Raw genomic sequence first — 21306 nt, 5'->3', positions numbered from 1 at the left:
TCGATCTGTTGAGGACACTTTAGGGATGCAGGAAAGGTTTGATAAGATCAGCCGAAGTCGCTTATTTCGAAACTAAAAGTATGGAATGACGGCCGGCCGGGGCTTCCCGCCGGTGTCGGAGCCGGGTGGAGACAGCAGATGGATCGTTTCAAGCAGATCGAGACGTTCGTGCGGGTGGCCGATGCCGGCAGCCTCGCGGCGGCCGCGCTCGAGGAGGGTGTGTCGCCGGTGGTGCTCGGGCGGCGCATCGACGCGCTGGAGAAGCGCCTCGGCGTGAAGCTGATGTACCGCTCGACGCGGAGGCTGGTGGTCAGCGAGGAGGGCGCCGCGTTTCTCGAGCGTTGCCGCGGGCTGCTGTCCGAATGGGATCAGGCCGAGAACGAGCTGGCCGCCGGGCGGCGCGCGGTCAGCGGGCACCTGATCGTGTCGGCGCCGGCCGCGTTCGGGCGCAAGCACGTCGCGCCGCACGCGCCTGGCTTCCTGGCCGACAAGCCAGAGATGCAGCTGTCGTTCAACCTGACCGACCGCGTCGTCGACCTGGTGCGCGAAGGCTACGACCTGTCGATCCGGATCGGCGGCGCGGTCGATCCGAACTTCGTCGCGGTGAAGCTCGCGTCGAACCGGCGCGTCGTGTGCGGCACGCCCGACTATTTCCGTCAGCACGGCCGCCCGAAGTCGCTCGACGACCTGCTCAAGCACAACTGTCTCGCGTTCAACCTGCAGGGCGGGCAGAACCGCGGCTGGTATTTCCAGCGCCACGGCAAGATCGCGACGATGCGCGTGACCGGCAATCTCGACTGCAACGACGGCGAGCTGCTGCACCGCTGGGTGGCCGAAGGGCTCGGGCTCGGCTGGCGCTCGACGTGGGAAATCGCCGCGCAGCTCGAGACGGGCGAACTCGAGACCGTGCTCGACGACTACGCGCTGCCCGACTACGACATCCTCGCGGTCTACCCGCAGCAGCGCTACGTGCCGGCGCGCGTGCGCTATTTCATCGACTACCTGCGCGAAGCGTACGCGCGCCCCGGCTACTGGAGCACCACGCCGTAACGGGCGGCCCGCCCGGCCGCCCGGCGATTTTTTACGCTTCATGCACGCGGCGCGGGAATAAACTCGACGCAGCAGCGGTAAGGTCATCGAGCGCGCACGTTGCCGGTCTGTCCGGGCGCCGTGCGCGGAACGGGCGCGGCGTCGGCCGCCGGGACCAGGGAGGCCATGTGGGGCAAGCCGGACAGGCGGTCGATGAACGGGCGGCGGACGATGCGCTCGCGCGCGGCGAGCGGTTTCGCGCGCTCGTGCTGCCGCATCTCGACGCCGCTTACAACCTCGCGCGCTGGCTGAGCGGCAGCGCCGGCGACGCGGACGACGTCGTGCAGGACGCGTGCATGCGCGCGTTGCGCTTCGTCGATTCGTGTCGCGGCGACAACGCGCGGCCGTGGCTGCTGACGATCGTGCGCCACACCTGGTACACCGAATGGCGGCGGCGCACGCATGCGCACGAGGTCGCGCTGCCCGACACGCTCGACGATGCCGACGTGCCCGACGACTGGCAGCCGGCGACGGAGGACCCGCTCGCGCACCTGCTGCGCGGCGAGAACGTGCGGCTCGTGAACGCGGCGCTCGCGAAGCTGCCGACCGAATACCGCGAGGTGCTCGTGCTGCGCGAAATGGAAGACCTGAGCTACCGCGAGATCGCGGCGATCGCGGACGTGCCGGTCGGCACGGTGATGTCGCGGCTCGCGCGCGGCCGGCGCAAGCTCGCCGCGCTGCTGGCCGGCGAGCCGGCGCCGGCGCCGACGACCGAAGGCCGGCCGGGCCGTGCGTCGGCGGGCGGAACCGCATCGGAGGCGATCGATGGACTGTAACGAAGCGCGAGCGTTGCTGGACGCGGACGTCGACCGCGAGCTGTCGGCGCCCGATGCGTTGCGGGTCCAGCAGCATGTCGAAGGGTGCGAGGCGTGCCGGCGCGAACGCGCGAGGATCGTCACGCTGGTGCAGGCGGTGCGGCAGGCCGATTATCACCGCGCGCCGGACGCACTGCGGGCGAGCATTCTCGCGAGCCTGCCAGCAGCGGCCGCGCCTGTTCACGAACCGTCGCGATCCGAGCCGCGGCCCGAGCCCCCGTTGCCGCGGCGGCGGCCGCCCGGACGCGAATGGTTCTCGTGGCTGGCCGGGCGGGGCGGGCCGGCACGACCGGGCCCGGTCGGCGCCGGCCCGCGCGTGGCCGCGTGGCCGGGCCTCGGCTGGGGCGTCGCGTTGCTGATGGCGGTCGCGGCGGCGGGCGGCATGGCGTGGTCCGCCCGCCACGCGGACACCGACCGAACGGTCGACGAACTGGTCGCGAGCCACGTGCGGGCCGATCTGTCGGGGCGCGACATCGACGTGATCTCGACCGACCAGCACACGGTCAAGCCGTGGTTCAACGGCCGGCTCGATTACGCGCCGCCGGTCGAGGATCTCGCCAAGGACGGTTTCGCACTGGTCGGCGGCCGGCTCGATTACGTCGGGCGGCGCCGTGTCGCGGTGCTCGTCTATCGCCACCGGCAGCACGTGGTCGACGTCTACGTGCAGCCGGCGGGCGAACGGCCGGCGGCCCCTTACGCGACCGTGTCGCAGGGCTATGCGCTGGATCGCTGGAACGCGGCCGGCATGACGTGGTGGGCCGTGACCGACGCCGAGCCGTCGGCGCTCGCGGCGTTCCGCACGGCGCTCGATGCGCGGCTTGCCGGCGCGCCTGACGAATGACCGTGGCGGCGGCGGGCGGGCGCATTGACGTTCCGACCCCCGCCCTCGCGAGGCCGAGCCATCGCCGCTTGCCCGGGCAATACCTGTTCAAGTCTTTGAAAACACGGCCGAATCCGGTGGCGAATCGTCGATTGGCCTTGCATGCGCCCCGTAACCGGGTTAAAATCTTCGGCTTCTCACTTGCCACACCGGTTCAGACGCCCGGGTGGCTTTAATCCACAAGGAGTGTGTAATGCGTCATTACGAAATCGTATTCATCGTGCACCCGGATCAAAGCGAGCAGGTGCCCGCGATGATCGAGCGCTACAAGTCCACGATCACGTCGCACGGCGGCCAGATCCACCGTGTCGAAGACTGGGGCCGTCGCCAGCTGGCCTACATGATCGAGAAACTCGCGAAGGCTCACTACGTCTGCATGAACATCGAGTGCGACCAGACGACGCTCGACGAACTCGAACACGCGTTCAAGTTCAACGACGCCGTGCTGCGTCACCTCATCGTCAAGATGAAGAAGGCCGAAACCGGCCCGTCGCCGATGATGAAGGAAGTTCAGCGCGAAGAAGCCAAGAAGGCGGCTGCTGCTCAGCCGGCCGAAGCGCAGGCTTAAGTTCGTCACTTATTAAGCCATCAAGGAGCGCGCCACTCACGTGAACAGGTTGCAATTGACGGCGAGCGTCGTCGAACGCGCACCGGTGCGATATACGCCGGCCGGTGTTCCGATCGCAAGCGCCACGTTGCATCACCGCACGGAAGTCGTCGAAGCAGGCATTCCCCGTCAGGTCGAAATGACGATCGAGGCGGTGGCGGCCGGTGAGGCGAGCGGCAAGCTGGAAAGTCGTGAAATGGGCGTCGAAACGCTGTTCACGGGCTTCCTGGCCAAGAAAAGCCGCAACGCGAGAACCTTGGTGTTTCACATCACTGCATTGCAGGACACAGGAAAGGACTGAAATCATGGCCCGCCCGACTGGTAAGAAATTCGACAAGCGTCGTCAGCAACAAAACCCGCTCTTCAAGCGCAAGAAGTTCTGCCGTTTCACGGCTGCCGGCGTCGAGCAGATCGACTACAAGGACACGGAAACGCTGAAGGACTTCATCGGCGAAAACGGCAAGATCACGCCGGCTCGCCTGACGGGTACGAAGGCGCACTATCAGCGTCAGCTGGATACGGCGATCAAGCGTGCGCGTTTCCTCGCGCTGCTGCCGTACACCGATCAGCACAAGGCGTAATCAGGCGACGCAATAAGGAGAATTCGAATGCAAATCATTCTGTTGGAAAAAGTCGCCAATCTGGGCAACCTCGGCGACATCGTCAAGGTCAAGGACGGTTACGCTCGCAACTTCCTGATCCCGAACCGCAAGGCTCGCCGTGCAACGAAGGAAGCGATCGCCGAATTCGAAGTGCGCCGCGCTGAACTCGAAAAGATCGCCGCTGAAAAGCTGGCGGCATCGCAGGCGGTCGGCGAGAAGCTGAACGGCCAGTCGTTCGAAATCACGCAGAAGTCGGGCGTCGACGGCCGTCTGTTCGGCTCGGTCACGAACGGCGACGTCGCGGAACTGCTGAAGAAGGCAGGCTACGAAGTCGAGAAGCTGCAAGTGCGCATGCCGGAAGGCCCGCTGAAGATGATTGGCGAGCACAACGTGCAAGTCGCGCTGCACACGGACGTCGTCGTCGACGTCACGATCAACGTGATCGGCGACCACGCGTAAGCGCAGACGCAAGCTTGCCGGGCGGCTTCCGCCGTCCGGACAAGGGCAGGCGCCCGGGTAACCGGGGCCTGCCTTTTTTGTTGCCCGCTCGCCGGCAAGCGGTGGTAGCGCTGCCGCCATCTATTCGCGATAATCCCAACCCATGAACGCGCCGCAAGATCCCCAAATCGAATCGCTGAAAGTCCCGCCGCATTCGGTGGAAGCCGAGCAGTCGGTGCTCGGCGGCCTGTTGCTCGACAACGCGGCATGGGACCGGATTGCCGATTTCCTGTCGCAGGGCGACTTCTACCGCTACGACCACCGGATCATCTACGAGCACATCGGCCGCCTGATCGCGTCGACGCGCCCGGCCGACGTCGTGACCGTGTACGAAGCGCTGACGACGTCCGGCAAGGCCGACGACGTCGGCGGGCTCGCGTACCTGAACGCGCTCGCGCAGAACACGCCGAGCGCGGCGAACATCCGCCGCTACGCGGAAATCGTGCGCGACCGCGCGGTGCTGCGCCGGCTGGTGTCGGTCGCCGACGAGATCTCGGCCGACGCCTTCAATCCGCAGGGCAAGGAAGTCCGCCAGCTGCTCGACGAAGCCGAATCGAAGGTGTTCTCGATCGCCGAAGAGGGCGCGCGCGGCAACCAGGGCTTCCTCGAGATCGGCCCGCTGCTCACGCAGGTGGTCGAGCGCATCGACACGCTGTATCACACCGCGAACCCGAGCGACGTCACCGGCACGCCGACCGGCTTCGTCGACCTCGACCGGATGACGTCGGGGATGCATGGCGGCGAGCTGATCATCGTGGCCGGAAGACCGTCGATGGGTAAGACGGCCTTCTCGATGAACATCGGCGAATACGTCGCGGTCGAGTACGGGTTGCCGGTCGCGGTGTTCTCGATGGAAATGCCGGGCACCCAGCTCGTGATGCGTATGCTCGGCTCGATCGGCCGGCTCGACCAGCACCGGATGCGTACCGGCCGCCTGACCGACGAGGACTGGCCGAAACTGACGCACGCGGTGCAGAAGATGAGCGAGGCGCAGCTGTTCATCGACGAGACGGGCGGGTTGAACCCGATGGAACTGCGCTCGCGCGCGCGGCGCCTGGCGCGGCAGTGCGGCAAGCTCGGCCTGATCATCGTCGACTACCTGCAACTGATGTCGGGTTCGTCGCAGGGCGAGAACCGCGCGACCGAAATTTCGGAAATCTCGCGATCGCTGAAGAGTCTCGCGAAGGAACTCGACGTGCCGGTGATCGCGCTGTCGCAGCTTAACCGCGGCCTCGAACAGCGCCCGAACAAGCGTCCGGTGATGTCGGATTTGCGCGAATCGGGCGCAATCGAACAGGATGCGGACGTGATCCTGTTCATTTATCGCGATGAGGTCTACAATCCGGACAGCCCTGACAAGGGGACGGCCGAAATCATCATCGGCAAGCAGCGTAACGGCCCGATCGGGCCCGTTCGGCTCACGTTCCTGGGGCAATACACGAAGTTCGACAATTTTGCCGGGGCGCAAACTTTCTACGGCGAGTAACGCCGGTTGTAAACATCTATTTCGCCAATTGTTGTATCCCATCCCGGCGTGCGCATATGCGCACGTCGCGTCGCGACCGAAACCGGTACAATGTCGCCCGTTTTCGTGACAGTAGTTTGACAATCTCTCAGGAATCCCATGTTCGGTCGATTCATGCCCACCGAGGGCAAGTTCTTTGAACTCTTCAACGCGCACGCGAAGCACATCGTTTCCGGTGGTCGCGAGCTCGAACTGCTGATCGACAATCTCGCCGACGCCGAGATTCACAAGCAAAACGTGCAAATCGCCGAGAAGGCCGCCGACAAGCTCACGCACGAGGCGATCGATCTGCTGCACAAGACCTTCATCACGCCGCTCGATCGCGACGAGATCCACAAGCTGATCACGACGATGGACGACATCCTCGACCTGATGGAAGACGTCGCGACGGCCGTGTCGCTGTACGACGTGCAGTCCGTCACGTCGGAGGCGAGCCAGCTCGCGCACATCGTCACGCAGTCGGCGCAACACGTGCAGCAGGCCGTCGGCCTGCTGTCCGACATGAAGCAGTCGGCGCAGATCCTCAAGCAGTGCGAGGAAATCGACCGCTGGGAGTCGGAGGCCGACCGCGTGCTGCGCTCGGCCATGTCGAAGCTGTTCCGCGAGGAAGACGACGTGAAGACGCTCATCAAGCTGAAGGCGATCTACGAGCTGCTCGAGGAGATCACCGACAAGTGCGAGGACGTCGCGAACATCATCGAAGGCATCGTGCTGGAAAACGCCTGAGCGGACCACGATGCATTCGATACAACTCGCCCTATGGATGGTCGCGACGCTGGTGCTCGTCGCGCTCGTATTCGACTTCATGAACGGCTTTCACGACGCGGCGAACTCGATCGCCACCGTCGTGTCGACCGGGGTGCTGAAGCCCCAGCAGGCCGTGGTGTTCGCGGCCGCGTTCAACGTGATCGCGTACTTCATCTTCCACCTGAAAGTCGCGCAGACCGTCGGTAAAGGCACGATCGATCCCGAGATCGTCGACCATTACGTCGTGTTCGGCGCGCTGGTCGGTGCGATCGGCTGGAACGTGATTACCTGGTACTACGGGATTCCGTCGAGCTCGTCGCACGCACTGATCGGCGGCCTCGTCGGCGCGGCGCTCGCGAAGTCCGGCTGGAGTGCGCTGAACGTCGACGGTCTGTTGAAGACGATCGCGTTCATCTTCATTTCGCCGCTGCTCGGTTTCATCCTCGGTTCGCTGTTCATGCTCGGCGTGTCGTGGCTGTATTTCCGTACCGCGCCCAGCAAGGTCGACCGGCGCTTCCGCCGGCTGCAGCTGCTGTCGGCCGGCCTGTACAGCTTGGGCCACGGCGGCAACGACGCACAGAAGACGATCGGTATCATTTGGATGCTGCTGATCGCGAGCGGCTACGCGTCGGCCACCGCCGATGCGCCGCCGGCGTGGGTGATCGGCGCGTGCTATCTGTCGATGGGCCTCGGCACGCTGTTCGGCGGCTGGCGCATCGTGCGCACGATGGGCCAGAAGATCACGAAGCTCAAGCCGGTCGGCGGCTTCTGCGCGGAAAGCGGCGGTGCGATCACGCTGTTCGTCGCGTCGTTCCTCGGCATTCCGGTGTCGACCACGCACACGATTACCGGCGCGATCGTCGGGGTCGGCGCGACGCAGAAGTTGTCGGCCGTGCGCTGGGGCGTCGCCGGCAACATCGTGTGGGCGTGGGTGCTGACGCTGCCGGCGGCCGCGCTGTTCGCGGCCGGCGGGTGGTGGCTCGGGCATCAGATCTTCTGAGCGCCGGCGCTGCCGGATCGACCTGAAATGCGCCGCAAGCCGAAAGGCTGCGGCGCATTTTCTTTGGGGGCGGCGCCGAGAGGGAGGGTGGTGGATGCCGCCAACGTCGCGGCGGTTGGGGTTCGGGCAACCGCTCAGTAACTGCCGTTCGCGAACCGCGCGATTGGATCGTCAGTCGTACTCGTACGCGGGCTGACGGGCGCGGATTGCGTCGACGCACGCCACACCTGAACGGGCGTGGGCTCGATACTGCGTGGGGGCGCCGACGCGGTAGCGGGCGGCGGTTCGGCATCGAACGCGGCGGCCTGGGCGGCCGTCAGCGCGGTCGTCGGAATCTGCGTGCCGACTTCCGCCGGCGCGGCCGGTGCGGCATTGGCCGTCATCGCGGTCGCGTCGTCATTTGCCGACGTGGCCTGCTGCTGGGCCGTCCGCATCCGCGGTGGCGGCGGTTCGTACGGATCGGCGGTCTGGACTGCCGGGGCAGTTGCGGCAGCCGTCACGACGGGCGTGCTCGGCGCGAATGCCTGCGCCTGCGTCGCTCTCGCTTGCGACGGCACGGTCGCCGACTGTCGCGGCGTGGCCGCGGCCGTCACGACCACCGGAGCGGCCGCGACCGCCGGCGCATTGCGCGGCGCGTCGCGCTTGGCCTCGTAGGTCGGCGCATCGAACGGCGTCGGGGCCGAGCGCGGCGGCGCGACGCGGCGAATGCCGTCGAATCGCTTGGCCCAGTACGGGTTCGTCAGATAGTCGAGCCGCACGGTGCCACCCGTCGACGGCGCGTTGACGAAGCGCAGCTTGCCGACATAGATACCGACGTGCGAATGCGGCCGCCCGGTCGTATTGAAGAAAATCAGGTCGCCCGGCGCGATCTCGTCGGGTTCGACCGACACGCCGCGGCCGCTCATGTCGGCGGTCGTGCGCGGCAGGTTCACGTCGGTCGCGCGGCCGATCACGTAGCGCACGAGCCCGCTGCAGTCGAAGCCGCTCGTCGGCGTGTTGCCGCCCCAGCGATACGGGACGCCGACGAGGCTCATCGCCTGGATCGAGATTTCTTCCTGACCCACGCTGTGGTCGACGAATTTCGGGAAATTGGCGGGCGCCGGGAACGCACGCGGCGTCGTGATCTTCATGCCCGACGCGGAACGCGATGCCGACTGCGGCGGCACGCTGGAACAGGCCGCAAGCAGGGAGACGACGGCGACGGGAACCCAGATTCGAAGCATGGCAAGGCGGGCGAGCGCGACGCGCTCGCGAATCGTATGACAACAGACAGACCCGATGGTAGACGCTCCGGCGGGGCTTAAGCAACCATTCTTGAGAATTTACTTGAAGTTTCGCGCGTAAACAGAGTTGTTGCGTGACGAAGTGTTACCTCGGTATTCGACCCCAAATAAAAACGGCGCTCCGAAAATGGAGCGCCGCGTGGCGTCGAAAGCCGGCCGATCGGCCGGGGGCGCGTTACAGAATGTCCGACGCGTAGTCGGCGAGCCGCGAGCGTTCGCCCCGCGCAAGGGTCACGTGGCCGCTGTGGCCCCAGCCCTTGAAGCGGTCGACGACGTAGGTCAGGCCCGAGCTGCCTTCGGTCAGGTAGGGCGTGTCGATCTGCGCGATGTTGCCGAGGCACACGATCTTCGTGCCCGGGCCCGCGCGCGTGACGAGCGTCTTCATCTGCTTCGGCGTCAGGTTCTGCGCCTCGTCGATGATCAGATACTTGTCGACGAACGTGCGGCCGCGCATGAAGTTCATGCTCTTCACCTTCAGGCGCGAGCGGATCAGCTCCTGCGTCGCGGCACGGCCCCATTCGCCGGCCGCGTCGTCGGTCTTCTGCAGCACTTCGAGGTTGTCGTCGAATGCGCCCATCCACGGCTGCATCTTCTCTTCCTCGGTGCCGGGCAGGAAACCGATGTCCTCGCCGACGGGCACGGTCGCGCGCGTCACGATGATCTCGTTGTAGCGCTTGTCGTCGAGCACCTGGGCGAGGCCGGCCGCGAGCGCGACGAGCGTCTTGCCGGTGCCGGCCTGGCCGAGCAGCGTGACGAAGTCGATCTCGGGGTTCATCAGCAGGTTCAGCGCGAAATTCTGCTCGCGATTGCGCGCGGTGATGCCCCACACGTTGTTCTTGTGGTGGCTGTAGTCGCGCAGCGTCTGCAACAGCGCCGTCTTGCCGTTCAACTCGCGGACGATCGCATGGAACGTCGGTTCGCCGTTCTGCGGCTCGAGATAGACGAACTCGTTGACGAGCATCGACGCGACGAGCGGGCCGGTCACGCGGTAGTACGTGGTGCCCGTCTTCGTGTCCTGCCAACTCTCCATGCCCTTCGCATGCTTGGTCCAGAAATCCTGCGGCAGTTCGCGCACGCCGTTGTACAGGAGATCCGAATCCTCGAGCACCTGGTCGTTGAAGTAGTCCTCCGCGGGCAGGCCGAGTGCGTGCGCCTTGATCCGCATGTTGATGTCTTTCGACACCAGCACGACCTGGCGGTCGGGCCGGTCGCGCTGCAGCGCGCGCACGACGCCGAGGATCTGGTTGTCGGCCTTGCCTTCGGGCAGGCCTTCGACGGGCGCGATGTCGGCGAGCTTCGTCTGGAAGTACAGGCGGCCGAGCGCGTCGCGGCTGCCGAGGCGCGACAGCGGAATACCGCCCGTGATCGGGCCGCCGTCGGCGACGAGCGCGTCGAGCGTGCGGCTGACCTGGCGGGCGTTGCGCGCGACTTCGGACATCCCCTTCTTGTGGTTGTCGAGTTCCTCGAGCGTCATCATCGGCAGATAGACGTCGTGTTCCTCGAAGCGGAAGAGGCTGCTCGGGTCGTGCATCAGCACGTTGGTGTCGAGCACGAACAGTTTCTGCTGTTCGGTTTCGGCGGGCTTGCGGCTGCGCGACTTCGTCGCGGCGCCGGCATCGCGCGCGGGCGCGGCGGCCGGTTTGCCGGCGGCCGGCTTGTCGTTGCGTGCGACGACCGGCGCCGCGGGTTCGGCGGGCGCCTGCAGCGGCTGCAGCAGCGCGGCCGTCTGTTTGGTCTTGCGGCCGCGCGCGGGTGTGCTCGCGGCGTCGGGCGCCGAAGACGCGACGGCGCGCAGCGGCGCGGCCGTGTTCGCGGCTTCGATCATCGGTTGGGCCACGCTGGCCGGACCATAGTCACCGGCTGTGGATGCGTCCCCTTCGGCGGATTTCTTCGCGGCTTTCGCGGGCCGCGCTTTCGCCTTGTATTCGTCGGGCGGCAGCAGGCTGCCGAGCTTGCTGGGGGGAGTAGGCAAAGGCATGGTGTCCCTCGGGAGGAATCGTGTCGCATGGCGTGCGCCGCTGATCGCATCCTGCGTGACGTAGACGCATGCAGTTTGCGCGCGGTGGCGCACAGGAATTTCGTCTAGCCGGTTCGCCTAAGTGTCGATCAGCTCCTCGATGCGGTAAAGGCCGGACCGGGGAGGGCCGGCGCGCGTTCCATAAAAAAAGCCGCTGCCCCGTCGACAGGGACATGCGGCTCGGCTGATGCCGTCGTGATGCGCGTCAGGTGCCGGGAGACAATGCAACGGGCACCGGCGCAGCTACGAGAAATATGGGGCGAACGGGCATTCATTGCGGCCCAATATAACGCGCCTCAAAGCGCTTGTACAGCCTTTAGCACGTCGTCCACGTGACCCGGTACCTTGATGCCGCGCCATGCCTGGCGGAGCACGCCGTCGGCGTCGAGCAGGAACGTCGAGCGCTCGATTCCGCGTACTTCCTTGCCATACATTTTCTTCATCTTGATGACATCGAACAACGCGCACAGCGCTTCGTCGGCATCGGAGATCAGCGGGAACGGCAGCTCGAGCTTGGCCTTGAAATTGTCGTGCGAGCGCAGGCTGTCGCGCGACACGCCGATGACTTCCGCGCCGGCTTTCTTGAACTTCGGATAGAGATCGCGGAACTGCAGCCCTTCGGTCGTGCAGCCGGGCGTGTTGTCCTTCGGATAGAAGTACAGCACGAGCTTCTTGCCCTTCAGGCCGGACAGCGAAATGTCGCCGCCCGTGGCCGGTGCGGTGAAATCGGGAACTTGACGGTCAACTTCGACGGACACGTGTTTCTCCTGTTGTTATGGAATGGCGCCGCTGCGGCGGCGCGGTTCGGCGGGGCGTCGCGGCAGCGCGCCGCAAGGGCGGAGCGGCGACGCCGGCTCGCGCGCGGACTCAGTCGGGCTGGACGACCAGTTCGCCGGAGCGACCGGGGATTTCGCCCCACGCGACAGGGTACGATGGCAGCGAGCCGCGGTCCAGCGTCGCGTGGTAGTCGCCCATCGTCGCGAACGTATGGCCTTGCGCGCGCCAGCCGGCGAGCAGTTGCTCGAACACGGGCGCGAGCTTCTGGCCTTCCAGCTCCGCATGCAGCGTGAACACCTGGTCGTGCGGATTGGTTTCGGTGAACTGGAGGATGTGCGCGGCGACGTTGTGCGTATCGATGCCGCCGACGCCGAGCACTTCGTCGAGCGTCGGCAGCGTGGTCGGCATCTGCACGTGCGACAGCGTGCGGCCGCCGACGACGGGCAGGTACGGCGAATGGCCGCGACCGTCGGACGCGTAGCGCATCCCCCATGCGTCGATCTGCTCGAACGCGGCGTCGTTCATCTGCCAGCCGGCCGCGCCGTGCGTGACGGGCGGCGCGCCGAAGATCTCGACGAAGCGCGCGTGACTCTTCTGCATTTCACGCGCGGTCCAGTCGCGATCGCGTGCGCGCACGTTGTCCTGCCAGACCACGTGATCCCACGTGTGGATCCCGCATTCGAAGCCGGCCTCGTGAATCGCGCGCATGTCGGCGATCGCGCGGCGGCCGATGTCGGGGCCGGGCAGCAGCACGCCGTACATCAGCTGCTTCACGCCGTAGTGTTCGACCACCGACGTGCGCGATACCTTCTTCAGGAAGCCCGGGCGGAACACGCGTCGCAGCGCCCAGCCCGTGTGATCGGGCCCGAGGCTGAAGAGGAAAGTCGCGCGCGCGTTGAAGCGGTCGAAGATGCGCGCGAGGTTCGGCACGCCTTCGCGCGTGCCGCGCAGCGTGTCGACGTCGATCTTGAGGACGATGCGAGCCAAGCGAACGTCCCGATCAGCCTTGCTGTTCGACGAGCGCGCGCGCGTCGGCGACGTGGCCGCGATACGCTTCGAAGATGTTGCGCAGCGCGTCGTCGAACGTCGCTTGCGGCGCCCAGCCGAGTTCCTGCATCGTGTTGTCGATCTTCGGCACGCGGTTCTGCACGTCCTGGTAGCCGTTGCCGTAGTAGGCGCCGGACGTCGTTTCGACGAGCTTCACCTGCTTGGCCGAATCGGCGTACTCGGGGAATTCCGCCGCCAGTTCGAGCATCTTGTGCGCGAGTTCGCGAACCGAGAAGTTGTTCTTCGGATTCCCGATGTTGTAGATCTTGCCCGACGCGACGCCGTCCTTGTTGTCGATGATCTTCATCAGCGCGCTGATGCCGTCGCCGATATCGGTGAACGCGCGCTTCTGCGAGCCGCCGTCGACGAGGCTGATGTTCTCGCCGCGCACGATGTGGCCGAGGAACTGCGTGACCACGCGCGAGCTGCCTTCCTTCGGCGTGTAGATCGAGTCGAGGCCCGGGCCGATCCAGTTGAACGGACGGAACAGCGTGAAGTTCAGGCCTTCCATCCCGTAGCCCCAGATCACGCGGTCCATCAGCTGCTTCGAGCACGCGTAGATCCAGCGCGGCTTGTTGATCGGGCCGTAGGTGAGCGCCGACGCGTCCGGGTCGAACTGCTCGTCCGAGCACATGCCGTAGACCTCGGAGGTCGACGGGAACACGAGGTGCTTGCCGTACTTGACGGCCGAACGCACGATCGGCAGGTTCGCCTCGAAGTCGAGTTCGAACACGCGCAGCGGCTGCTGGACGTAGGTGGCCGGCGTGGCGATCGCGACGAGCGGCAGGATCACGTCGCACTTCTTCACGTGATACTCGACCCACTCCTTGTTGATCGTGATGTCGCCTTCGAAGAAATGCATCCGCTCGTGGTTGACGAGGTCGCCCAGCCGGTCGGTCTGCATGTCCATGCCGAACACTTCCCAATCGGTGGTTTCAAGAATGCGCTTCGACAGGTGATGGCCGATGAAGCCGTTCACACCCAGGATCAGGACTTTTTTTGCTTTCATGAATGACGGGAAGAATGAATGAACTGCGCGAATTCCGCGGGCGTCACGACGGTTTCGCTGCCGTCGCGCTGCTGCCGGAGTTCGAGAATGGATAGGGCGCGGCTGTCGCCGCAGACGCCGAATAGCGCATTATCGCTTACGTGCAGGCCGGGCGGCAAATCTGCCGCGGCGGCCGCTGCCGCGCTGCCGGGCGCCGCGAGGCGCGCACGCGCGATGATGAAGCGCGCGCCGTCGATGTCCGTGAAGGCGCCAGGATACGGGGGCGCGACCGCGCGCACCAGGTTGTAAACCTGCGCGGCCGGCTTCGACCAGTCGACGCGGCCGTCCTCGGGCTTGCGCCCGCCGTAGTAGCTGCCGGTCGCGAGATCGTTCGGCAGGTGCGGCGCCTCGCCCGCGAGCAGCGCGGGCAGCACGCGCCACAGCGTCTGTTCGGCGGCCACCGTGACCTTGTCGAACACCTGCGCGGCCGTGTCGTCCGGCAGGATCGGCACCGCGGTCTGCGCGACGATCGCGCCCGCGTCGGGCTTGGCGGCCATCTCGTGCAGCGTCGCGCCGGTCTCGGTCTCGCCGTTCAGCACGGCCCAGTTGGTCGGCACCCGACCCCGGTATTTCGGCAGCAGCGAACCGTGCATGTTGTACGCGCCGCGCGGCGCGATCGCGAGCAGGTCCACCGGCAGCATGTGACGGTAGTAGAACGAGAAGATGAAATCGGGCCGCGCGTCGGACACCGCGCGGCGCAGCGCCGGATCGGCGGGGTCGGCCGGCGTGAGCACCGGAATGCCGTGCTCGGCCGCGACGGACGCGACGCTGCAGAACCAGATGTTCTCGTTCGGATTGTCCTCGTGCGTGACGACCAGCGCGACGTCGACGCCGCGCGCGAGCAGCACCTGAAGGCAGCGCACGCCGACGTTGTGATACGCGAAGACGACCGCGCGCGGCTTCATTGCGCGGCTCCCGGGCCCGGGCGATTCGCGGCGGCCGGCACCGGCGGCATGCCGTCGTGCTGCTCGAGCACGGCCTGGATCAGGTAGCGGGGGCGCGCGCGCACCTGCTGGTAGATGCGGCCGACGTATTCGCCGAGCAGGCCGAGCGCGAAGATGATCACGCCGAGCAGGAAGAACGTGATCGCGAACAGCGTGAACACGCCTTGCACTTCCGCGCCGACGATGAAGCGGCGCACGAGCAGCAGCACGAACAGCGCCGCGGAGCCGAGCGACAGGATCACGCCGATGAACGACAGCCACTGCAGCGGCACGACCGAGAAGCCCGTCACGAGGTCGAAGTTCAGCCGGATCAGGCTGTACAGCGAATACTTCGATTCGCCCGCGAAGCGTTCCTCGTGCGCGACCTCGATCTCGGTCGGGTTCTGCGCGAACGTGTACGCGAGCGCGGGGATGAACGTGTTGACTTCGCCGCACACGTTGATCGTGTCGATGATGCGGCGGCTGTACGCGCGCAGCATGCAGCCCTGGTCGGTCATCTTGATGCGCGTGATGCGCTCGCGCAGCCGGTTCATCATCTGCGACGCCTTGCGCCGCCACAGGCTGTCCTGGCGTTGCTTGCGGATCGAGCCGACGTAGTCGTAGCCCTCGCGCATCTTCGCGATCAGCTTGCCGATTTCCTCGGGCGGGTTCTGCAGGTCGGCGTCGAGCGTGATCACGATCTCGCCGCGCGACTGCGCGAAGCCCGCGAGGATCGCCATGTGCTGGCCGTAGTTGCCGTTGAGCAGCACGACGCGCGTCGTGTCGGGCCGTACGTGGAACTGATCGGCGAGCATCGCCGCCGAGCGGTCGCGGCTGCCGTCGTTGATCAGGATCACTTCGTACGACGTGTCGAGTGCGTCGAGCGCCGGATACAGTCGCGCGAACAGCGCGGCGAGGCCGTCTTCCTCGTTGTACACGGGGATGATGACCGATACTTCGGGCCGGCCGGCGTCCAGGTGCGCGGCGCCCGGGTGCCCGGCGCCCGGATGCCCGGCGCGTGCTTCAAGGTGACTCATGTACGCTTATTTTCCGTATTGTTCGCAAATCTGATTGACGGCGTCGGCCACGCGACGCACGTCGCCTTCCGTCATCTGCGTAAACAGCGGCAGCGTGACGGTCGACGCACCGTACCGTTCGGCGTGGGGGAACATGCCCTCCTTGAAACCGCGCGCACGGTACAGCGTGAAAAGATGGATCGCCGGGTAGTGGATGCCCGTGCCGATGCCGCGTTCCTTCAGTTGCGCCATGAATTCGGCGCGCGTGATCGTCAGCCGCTCGAGCGGCAGCGTGACCAGGAACATGTGCCAGTTGCCGTTCTCGAATTCGGCGACCGGCAGGCCGAGGCCGAGCTTCACGGCCGCGCCGCCGTCGAACGCGGCGAAATACGCGCGGGCGAGCGCGCGGCGCTGCGCGGTGAAGCGCTCGATGTGCGGCAGTTGGCCGAGGCCGACGCGCGCGGCGACGTCGGTCAGGTTGTACTTGCCGCCGAGCACGTCGCAGTCCATCCCGTCGAAGCCGGTGCGCGTGATGCCCTGCAGCCGGTACTTCTGCGCGAGCACGGCTTCGTCCTCGTTGTTCAGCACGAGCGCGCCGCCTTCGATCGTCGTCAGGTTCTTGTTCGCGTGGAAGCTGAACGACACGATGTCGCCGATCGCGCCGATGCGCTTGCCGTTCCACGTCGAGCCGAACGCCTGCGCGGCATCCTCGATCACGCGCAGGTTGTGCGCGCGGGCGATCGCGTACAGGCGGTCCATGTCGACCGGCAGGCCGGACAGGTACACGGGGATGATCGCCTTCGTACGCGGCGTGATCGCCTGCTCGAGCTTGTCGAGGTCGATGTTGCGCGTGACGGGATCGATGTCCGCGAACACGGGCGTCGCGCCGGTTTCGATGATCACGTTGCTGGTCGAGACCCACGACGCCGGTGTCGTGATCACCTCGTCGCCGGGGCCGACGCCCGCGATGCGCAGGCCGATCTCGAGCGTGCAGGTGCCCGAATTGAACGCGCGGACCGGACGGCCGCCGCAGTACTCGGACAGCGCGGCTTCGAATTTCTGGCACTGCGGGCCGGTGGTGATCCAGCCCGAGCGCAGCACGTCGACGACGCCCTGGATGGTTTCCTCATCGATCTCGGGGCGGGTGAACGGCAGAAACGGAGCGGTAGTCTGGCTCATGAACGCGTTGGGCCTGTAATGGCGTGTAATAAAAGGGTCGGGCGATCCGTCCGAAACCGGCATTAAACACCGGTTGGCCGATTCGCACCGTGATTTTTTGTAGGCGGACGCTTAACGCCGCGGCCGTGCTCAACTGCGCGCGAGCACGAGCACGCCGATCAGGATGATGCCGATGCCGACGAACTTCTGGATCGACAGCACCTCGCCGAACAGGTACCACGCCGCGAACGCGTTGACGACGTAGCCGAGCGACAGCATCGGGTACGCGATCGACACGTCGACCCGCGACAGCCCGACGATCCATACGACGACGCTCAGCACGTAGCAGCCGAGCCCGCCGATGATCGGCAACTGGGTCGCGATCTTGAACCCGACCGGGATGATGTTCGCACGGCTGAATTCGAAGTGTCCAACGGCGTTGACGCCGGCTTTCAGCAGAAGTTGCGCACAGGCGTTGAGCATCACGCCGGTGATGATGCAGACGAACGAAACGGGATTCATGCGAAGGACGTCCTTACGATTGCGGTTTCTCGACGATCACGCGGCGGTTGTCGCGCGCGATCACGCGCATCGGCACGCCTTCCTTGACCAGCGCGTCGTACTGGCCGGGCGGCATGATCGCGAGCGCATGGGCGTCTTGCTTCCAGCGCGTGACCCATTCGCCGACGGTCGGGATCCATTTGTTCGGCTCGACCGAGATCCCGAACGCCAGCTCGTCCTGGCGCTGCACCATGATCGTCGTGTGGCCCACGTAGAACGGGAACGTGTGATCGAGCATTTCGATCGAGTAGAACGGCGTGTCGGGCGGCAGTTTCGCCAGTTCGGCACGCACGGCCGGCGCGAGCAGCGCGCCCGAGCTGTAGCGGCCGAACTCGTCGTGCCCGGTGCCGCCGATCGTCCCGAACGCGAGCCATGCGGCGCCGAACGCGGCCAGGGCGGCGGCTACGCCCGCGCGGCGGTTCAGCCATGCGGCCGCGAGCGTCAGCGCGGCCGACACCGCGAGACCCGCGTACAGCCACATCTGGAACGCGCGGTACAGCGCGTTCGGCGTGCGGGCGTCGCCCTGGTACGCGAGGAAGATGATCCCGAACGCCGCGGCGACGAAGAACACGAGATAGCCGAGCAGGTGGCGGCGGAAGCGGTCGGCCGTCATCAGCGGCAGGTACGCGCCGATGATCAGCGCGAGCGCCGGCGCGACCGGCAGCACGTACGAGATCAGCTTCGAATGCGACGCGCTGAAGAACAGGAAGATGAACGCGCTCCAGATCAGCAGCACGAGCATCGGCGCGAAACCGTTCGGCTGGCGCGGCATGCGCAGCGCGTGGCGGATGCTCTGCCACGCGACCGACAGCCACGGCAGGAAGCCGACCAGCAGCACGGGCACGAAGTAGTACAGCGGGCCCGGGCGGTTCTGCTCCGGGGTCAGGTACCGGCGGAATTGCTGGACGACGAAGAAGAAATTGAAGAATTCGGGGTTGCGCTGCTGGACGAGCACGAACCACGGCGTGACGATCGCGAAGAAGATCACGAGGCCGCTGACGAGGTACAGGCGCTTCCACAGCGCCCAGTCGCGCGCGATCAGCGTATACAGCACGAGCACGGCGCCCGGCAGGATCAGCCCGACGAGGCCCTTGGACAGCACCGCGAACGCCATCGCGGCCCAGCACGCCCACATCCAGCCGCGCACCGCGGCGGGGCGTAGCCCGGGCCGCTGCGCGAGCAGCAGCGAGCACAGCGACAGCGCCATCCAGAACGCGAGCCCCATATCGAGCGCGTTGAAGTGGCCCATCAGGTTCCAGTACGGCGCGCTGGCCAGCACGACGGCCGCGAGGAAGCCCGACAGCGGATTGAACAGGCGCGCGCCGGTGTAGCCGACGAGCAGCACGCCGGCGAAGCTCGCAACGGCGGTGTACAGGCGCGCCTGCCATTCGCCGATGCCGAACCACGCGAACGTCAGCGCGTTCAGCCAGGTCTGCAGCGGCGGCTTCTCGAAGTACTTGTAGCCGTTGTAGCGCGGCGTGATCCAGTCGCCGGTGACGAACATCTCGCGCGCCATTTCCGCGTAGCGGCCTTCGTCGCTCGGGATCAGGTGGCGCAGCCCGAGCGGCGCGAACCAGACGATCGCGAACGCGACGAGCAGGAGGACGAGCGTGATGCGATTGAGCGGTAGCCTCGACGGCGTATCGTTCATGGGTTTTCAGCCTGTTGGTTGGTGTGACGGGCCGCCGGCGGGGTGCGCCGGGGGCGGGCAGTCTGGCCGGGGCGAGCGGGGGATCGACCCGCTGCGCCGGCCGGTGTTTTACCGCATCGGGGATTAACGTTCAATCAAGAGCGCGGCGGCGACTTTGCGGCCTTCGGCCATCAGGATGTTGTAGGTGCGGCAAGCGGCCTGGAAATCCATCGTCTCGACGCCGATGCGCTTCGCGGTGAGCGCCGCGACGAGCCGCGGGTGCGGGAAGCGCAGCCGCGCGCCGCTGCCGAAGATCACGAGTTCGGGCGTCGGGTCGAGCAGCATCGCGAAATGTTCGGGCGCGAGCGCGTCGAACGACGACACGGGCCACGCCTGGACCGGCGCGCCGGGCAGCACGATGACGCTCGTTTCATGGCGTTCGAGGTTGACGTCGACATAATCGGGGCCGTAGCCGGTAACTGTGTTGAGCGCGCCGCTCGTGTCCTGGTGCAGTTTCAAATCGGTATTCCGCGGTTCCGTAGGGGAATGGATTGGCCCGGCCGCAGGGGCCCGGCGGGCCGGTTTCGCGCGCCCCGGCACGCGCGGACGCCCGACGGCGCGGGCCCGGCGCGGCTATGGTGCATTGCGAAAGTCGGCCAAAATCCGCTAAATTATAACTTTTTGGTCGCCTGCGGGCGCCACTTGCGTCGTGCGTCGCCACAAGCTGCGTCCGACCGCCGCTTTTTCCCAGTCTAGACAGCGCGCACAGACCGGCCGCTTTCCAGTTTTGATCCCGTCCCCCCGGCCGCAAGGCCAACCCAGGAACCGTGTCGTCGTGAAACCGATTCAGAAGTCGAACAAGCTGCTCAACGTCTGCTACGACATCCGTGGCCCGGTGCTCGAGCACGCGAAGCGCCTCGAGGAAGAAGGCCACCGCATCATCAAGCTGAACATCGGCAACCTCGCGCCGTTCGGTTTCGACGCGCCGGACGAAATCATCCAGGACATGATCCGCAACCTGCCGGCGTCGTCCGGCTATTCGGATTCGAAGGGCGTGTTCTCGGCGCGCAAGGCCGTGATGCACTACACGCAGGAAAAGGGCGTAGTCGGCGTCGGTCTCGACGACATCTACATCGGCAACGGCGCGTCCGAGCTGATCGTGATGGCGACCCAGGCGCTCCTGAACGACGGCGACGAAGTGCTGCTGCCCGCGCCCGACTATCCGCTGTGGACGGCGGCCGTGAGCCTGTCGGGCGGCACGCCCGTGCACTATGTGTGCGACGAGCAGAACGCGTGGATGCCCGATCTCGACGACATCCGCAGCAAGATCACGCCGAACACGAAGGCGATCGTCGTGATCAACCCGAACAACCCGACCGGCGCGCTTTATTCCGACGAATTGCTGCTGGAGCTGCTCGAGATCGCGCGCCAGCACGGGCTGATCGTGTTCGCCGACGAGGTCTACGACAAGATCGTCTACGACGGCCTCGAGCACACGGCGCTGGGTTCGCTGTCGGAGGACGTGATCACCGTCACCTTCAACAGTTTGTCGAAGAGCTATCGGTCGTGCGGCTATCGCGCGGGCTGGATGGCCGTGTCGGGCCTCGGCGGCGACAACCGCCGGCGCGCGAAGGATTACCTGGAAGGGCTCGGCATCCTGTCGTCGATGCGCCTGTGCGCGAACGTGCCCGGCCAGTTCGCGATCCAGACGGCGCTCGGCGGCTACCAGAGCATCAACGAGCTGATCGTGCCGAGCGGGCGCCTGTACAAGCAGCGCGAACTCGCGTATGACATGCTGACGTCGATCCCGGGCGTGACCTGCGTGAAGCCGCAGGCCGCGCTGTACATGTTCCCGCGCCTCGACCCGAAGCTCTACCCGATCCAGAACGACCAGCAGTTCATTCTCGACCTGTTGCTCGAGGAGCGCGTGCTGCTGGTGCAGGGCACGGGTTTCAACTGGGGGGCGCCGGACCACTTCCGCGTGGTCTTCCTGCCGAACCTCGACGACCTGACCGATTCGATCAACCGGATCGCACGCTTCCTCGACGGCTACCGCAAGCGCCATTCGGTCTGAGCGGGCAGC

At 66.2% G+C, this 21306-nt stretch carries 22 protein-coding genes and 1 pseudogene; 12 read left to right on the top strand and 11 right to left on the bottom strand.

All coding sequences use genetic code 11. The features are described 5' to 3' along the window. The first annotated feature begins 138 nt into the window (after positions 1–138). The 10 genes from CFB89_RS09415 (at position 139) to CFB89_RS09370 (ending at position 7763) form a co-directional block, all read left to right on the top strand. Positions 139–1050: a LysR family transcriptional regulator gene (locus CFB89_RS09415; protein WP_089467618.1), complete on the top strand. Its 912-nt coding sequence runs from the start codon at positions 139–141 to the stop codon at positions 1048–1050. Positions 1051–1217: 167 nt separating this feature from the next. Further along, entirely contained in the window at positions 1218–1865 is a 648-nt protein-coding gene (locus tag CFB89_RS09410; protein ID WP_089467617.1) for an RNA polymerase sigma factor, read from the top strand. Further along, on the top strand, positions 1855–2745 hold the full coding sequence (locus tag CFB89_RS09405; protein WP_089467616.1) for an anti-sigma factor: 891 nt from the start codon (positions 1855–1857) through the stop codon (positions 2743–2745). The genes CFB89_RS09410 and CFB89_RS09405 overlap by 11 nt, the downstream gene beginning before the upstream one ends. 232 nt (positions 2746–2977) lie before the next feature. After that, the gene (gene rpsF, locus CFB89_RS09400) at positions 2978–3352 is read left to right on the top strand and encodes a 30S ribosomal protein S6 (protein WP_006486255.1); all 375 of its coding nucleotides are present in this window, start codon (positions 2978–2980) and stop codon (positions 3350–3352) included. Positions 3353–3392: 40 nt separating this feature from the next. Next, complete coding sequence (gene priB / locus CFB89_RS09395; protein ID WP_011549649.1) at positions 3393–3692, top strand: primosomal replication protein N; 300 nt, start codon at positions 3393–3395, stop codon at positions 3690–3692. Positions 3693–3696: 4 nt separating this feature from the next. After that, entirely contained in the window at positions 3697–3972 is a 276-nt protein-coding gene (rpsR, locus tag CFB89_RS09390) for a 30S ribosomal protein S18 (protein WP_004193360.1), read from the top strand. A 27-nt stretch (positions 3973–3999) separates the two neighbouring features. Further along, positions 4000–4452, top strand: a complete 453-nt coding sequence (rplI, locus tag CFB89_RS09385) for a 50S ribosomal protein L9 (RefSeq protein ID WP_006486256.1) — start codon at positions 4000–4002, stop codon at positions 4450–4452. 142 nt (positions 4453–4594) lie between these two features. After that, positions 4595–5977, top strand: a complete 1383-nt coding sequence (locus CFB89_RS09380; RefSeq protein WP_006486249.1) for a replicative DNA helicase — start codon at positions 4595–4597, stop codon at positions 5975–5977. Positions 5978–6115: 138 nt separating this feature from the next. Then, the gene (locus tag CFB89_RS09375) at positions 6116–6742 is read left to right on the top strand and encodes a DUF47 domain-containing protein (protein WP_089467615.1); all 627 of its coding nucleotides are present in this window, start codon (positions 6116–6118) and stop codon (positions 6740–6742) included. 10 nt (positions 6743–6752) lie between these two features. Next, on the top strand, positions 6753–7763 hold the full coding sequence (locus tag CFB89_RS09370) for an inorganic phosphate transporter (protein WP_089467614.1): 1011 nt from the start codon (positions 6753–6755) through the stop codon (positions 7761–7763). Between the two features lie 134 nt (positions 7764–7897). Here CFB89_RS09370 and CFB89_RS09365 read toward each other — a convergent pair whose 3' ends face one another. Both CFB89_RS09365 and CFB89_RS09360 read right to left on the bottom strand, forming a co-directional pair. After that, positions 7898–8986 carry a C40 family peptidase gene (locus tag CFB89_RS09365; RefSeq protein WP_089467613.1) on the bottom strand — a complete coding sequence of 363 codons (1089 nt, stop codon included), beginning with the start codon at positions 8984–8986 and terminating at the stop codon, positions 7898–7900. 235 nt (positions 8987–9221) lie between these two features. Beyond that, a complete protein-coding gene (locus CFB89_RS09360; protein WP_089467612.1) occupies positions 9222–11024 on the bottom strand; it encodes a PhoH family protein in 1803 nt (600 codons plus the stop codon). Between CFB89_RS09360 and CFB89_RS35275 the strand changes: the two are divergent. Continuing rightward, a pseudogene (locus tag CFB89_RS35275) lies at positions 10920–11161 on the top strand (hypothetical protein); the annotation flags it as partial. The gene CFB89_RS09360 and the pseudogene CFB89_RS35275 overlap by 105 nt on opposite strands. Before the next feature lie 198 nt (positions 11162–11359). Here CFB89_RS35275 and CFB89_RS09350 read toward each other — a convergent pair. The 9 genes from CFB89_RS09350 to CFB89_RS09310 all read right to left on the bottom strand — a co-directional run bounded on the left by CFB89_RS09350 (position 11360) and on the right by CFB89_RS09310 (position 19742). Then, positions 11360–11821, bottom strand: coding sequence for a peroxiredoxin (locus CFB89_RS09350; protein WP_089467611.1), 462 nt, complete (start codon positions 11819–11821; stop codon positions 11360–11362). Positions 11822–11930: 109 nt separating this feature from the next. Further along, positions 11931–12827, bottom strand: coding sequence for a polysaccharide deacetylase family protein (locus tag CFB89_RS09345; RefSeq protein WP_089467610.1), 897 nt, complete (start codon positions 12825–12827; stop codon positions 11931–11933). A gap of 13 nt (positions 12828–12840) precedes the next feature. Further along, positions 12841–13896, bottom strand: a complete 1056-nt coding sequence (locus CFB89_RS09340; RefSeq protein ID WP_011352307.1) for a bifunctional UDP-4-keto-pentose/UDP-xylose synthase — start codon at positions 13894–13896, stop codon at positions 12841–12843. Further along, a complete protein-coding gene (locus CFB89_RS09335; RefSeq protein WP_089467609.1) occupies positions 13893–14840 on the bottom strand; it encodes a formyltransferase in 948 nt (315 codons plus the stop codon). The genes CFB89_RS09340 and CFB89_RS09335 overlap by 4 nt, the downstream gene beginning before the upstream one ends. Continuing rightward, positions 14837–15895, bottom strand: a complete 1059-nt coding sequence (locus tag CFB89_RS09330; RefSeq protein ID WP_179233393.1) for a glycosyltransferase — start codon at positions 15893–15895, stop codon at positions 14837–14839. The genes CFB89_RS09335 and CFB89_RS09330 overlap by 4 nt, the downstream gene beginning before the upstream one ends. 6 nt (positions 15896–15901) lie before the next feature. Further along, positions 15902–17053 (bottom strand): DegT/DnrJ/EryC1/StrS aminotransferase family protein, encoded by a 1152-nt coding sequence (locus CFB89_RS09325; RefSeq protein ID WP_089467608.1) that lies wholly within the window; start codon positions 17051–17053, stop codon positions 15902–15904. A 129-nt stretch (positions 17054–17182) separates the two neighbouring features. Next, positions 17183–17554, bottom strand: a complete 372-nt coding sequence (locus CFB89_RS09320) for an EamA family transporter (protein ID WP_050013231.1) — start codon at positions 17552–17554, stop codon at positions 17183–17185. A gap of 13 nt (positions 17555–17567) precedes the next feature. Beyond that, positions 17568–19244 (bottom strand): glycosyltransferase family 39 protein, encoded by a 1677-nt coding sequence (locus CFB89_RS09315; RefSeq protein ID WP_089467607.1) that lies wholly within the window; start codon positions 19242–19244, stop codon positions 17568–17570. A gap of 123 nt (positions 19245–19367) precedes the next feature. After that, positions 19368–19742: an Mth938-like domain-containing protein gene (locus tag CFB89_RS09310; protein ID WP_012328660.1), complete on the bottom strand. Its 375-nt coding sequence runs from the start codon at positions 19740–19742 to the stop codon at positions 19368–19370. A 316-nt stretch (positions 19743–20058) separates the two neighbouring features. Between CFB89_RS09310 and CFB89_RS09305 the strand changes: the two genes are divergently transcribed. Continuing rightward, complete coding sequence (locus CFB89_RS09305; protein ID WP_089467606.1) at positions 20059–21297, top strand: pyridoxal phosphate-dependent aminotransferase; 1239 nt, start codon at positions 20059–20061, stop codon at positions 21295–21297. The last annotated feature ends 9 nt before the right edge of the window (positions 21298–21306 follow it).

The sequence above is a fragment of the Burkholderia sp. AU16741 genome, assembly GCF_002223345.1.
Classification (GTDB): domain Bacteria; phylum Pseudomonadota; class Gammaproteobacteria; order Burkholderiales; family Burkholderiaceae; genus Burkholderia; species Burkholderia sola.
This window is presented reverse-complemented; position numbering and strand designations above follow the sequence as displayed.

What these genes read in the sequence shown, in the direction of transcription:
- CFB89_RS09415 (WP_089467618.1), top strand. Translation starts at nt 139, where the DNA reads ATGGATCGTTTCAAGCAGATCGAGACGTTCGTGCGGGTGGCCGATGCC.
- CFB89_RS09405 (WP_089467616.1), top strand. Translation starts at nt 1,855, where the DNA reads ATGGACTGTAACGAAGCGCGAGCGTTGCTGGACGCGGACGTCGACCGC.
- rpsF (WP_006486255.1), top strand. Translation starts at nt 2,978, where the DNA reads ATGCGTCATTACGAAATCGTATTCATCGTGCACCCGGATCAAAGCGAG.
- rpsR (WP_004193360.1), top strand. Translation starts at nt 3,697, where the DNA reads ATGGCCCGCCCGACTGGTAAGAAATTCGACAAGCGTCGTCAGCAACAA.
- rplI (WP_006486256.1), top strand. Translation starts at nt 4,000, where the DNA reads ATGCAAATCATTCTGTTGGAAAAAGTCGCCAATCTGGGCAACCTCGGC.
- CFB89_RS09380 (WP_006486249.1), top strand. Translation starts at nt 4,595, where the DNA reads ATGAACGCGCCGCAAGATCCCCAAATCGAATCGCTGAAAGTCCCGCCG.
- CFB89_RS09375 (WP_089467615.1), top strand. Translation starts at nt 6,116, where the DNA reads ATGTTCGGTCGATTCATGCCCACCGAGGGCAAGTTCTTTGAACTCTTC.
- CFB89_RS09370 (WP_089467614.1), top strand. Translation starts at nt 6,753, where the DNA reads ATGCATTCGATACAACTCGCCCTATGGATGGTCGCGACGCTGGTGCTC.
- CFB89_RS09365 (WP_089467613.1), bottom strand. Translation starts at nt 8,986, where the DNA reads ATGCTTCGAATCTGGGTTCCCGTCGCCGTCGTCTCCCTGCTTGCGGCC.
- CFB89_RS09360 (WP_089467612.1), bottom strand. Translation starts at nt 11,024, where the DNA reads ATGCCTTTGCCTACTCCCCCCAGCAAGCTCGGCAGCCTGCTGCCGCCC.
- CFB89_RS09340 (WP_011352307.1), bottom strand. Translation starts at nt 13,896, where the DNA reads ATGAAAGCAAAAAAAGTCCTGATCCTGGGTGTGAACGGCTTCATCGGC.
- CFB89_RS09335 (WP_089467609.1), bottom strand. Translation starts at nt 14,840, where the DNA reads ATGAAGCCGCGCGCGGTCGTCTTCGCGTATCACAACGTCGGCGTGCGC.
- CFB89_RS09330 (WP_179233393.1), bottom strand. Translation starts at nt 15,895, where the DNA reads ATGAGTCACCTTGAAGCACGCGCCGGGCATCCGGGCGCCGGGCACCCG.
- CFB89_RS09325 (WP_089467608.1), bottom strand. Translation starts at nt 17,053, where the DNA reads ATGAGCCAGACTACCGCTCCGTTTCTGCCGTTCACCCGCCCCGAGATC.
- CFB89_RS09320 (WP_050013231.1), bottom strand. Translation starts at nt 17,554, where the DNA reads ATGAATCCCGTTTCGTTCGTCTGCATCATCACCGGCGTGATGCTCAAC.
- CFB89_RS09315 (WP_089467607.1), bottom strand. Translation starts at nt 19,244, where the DNA reads ATGAACGATACGCCGTCGAGGCTACCGCTCAATCGCATCACGCTCGTC.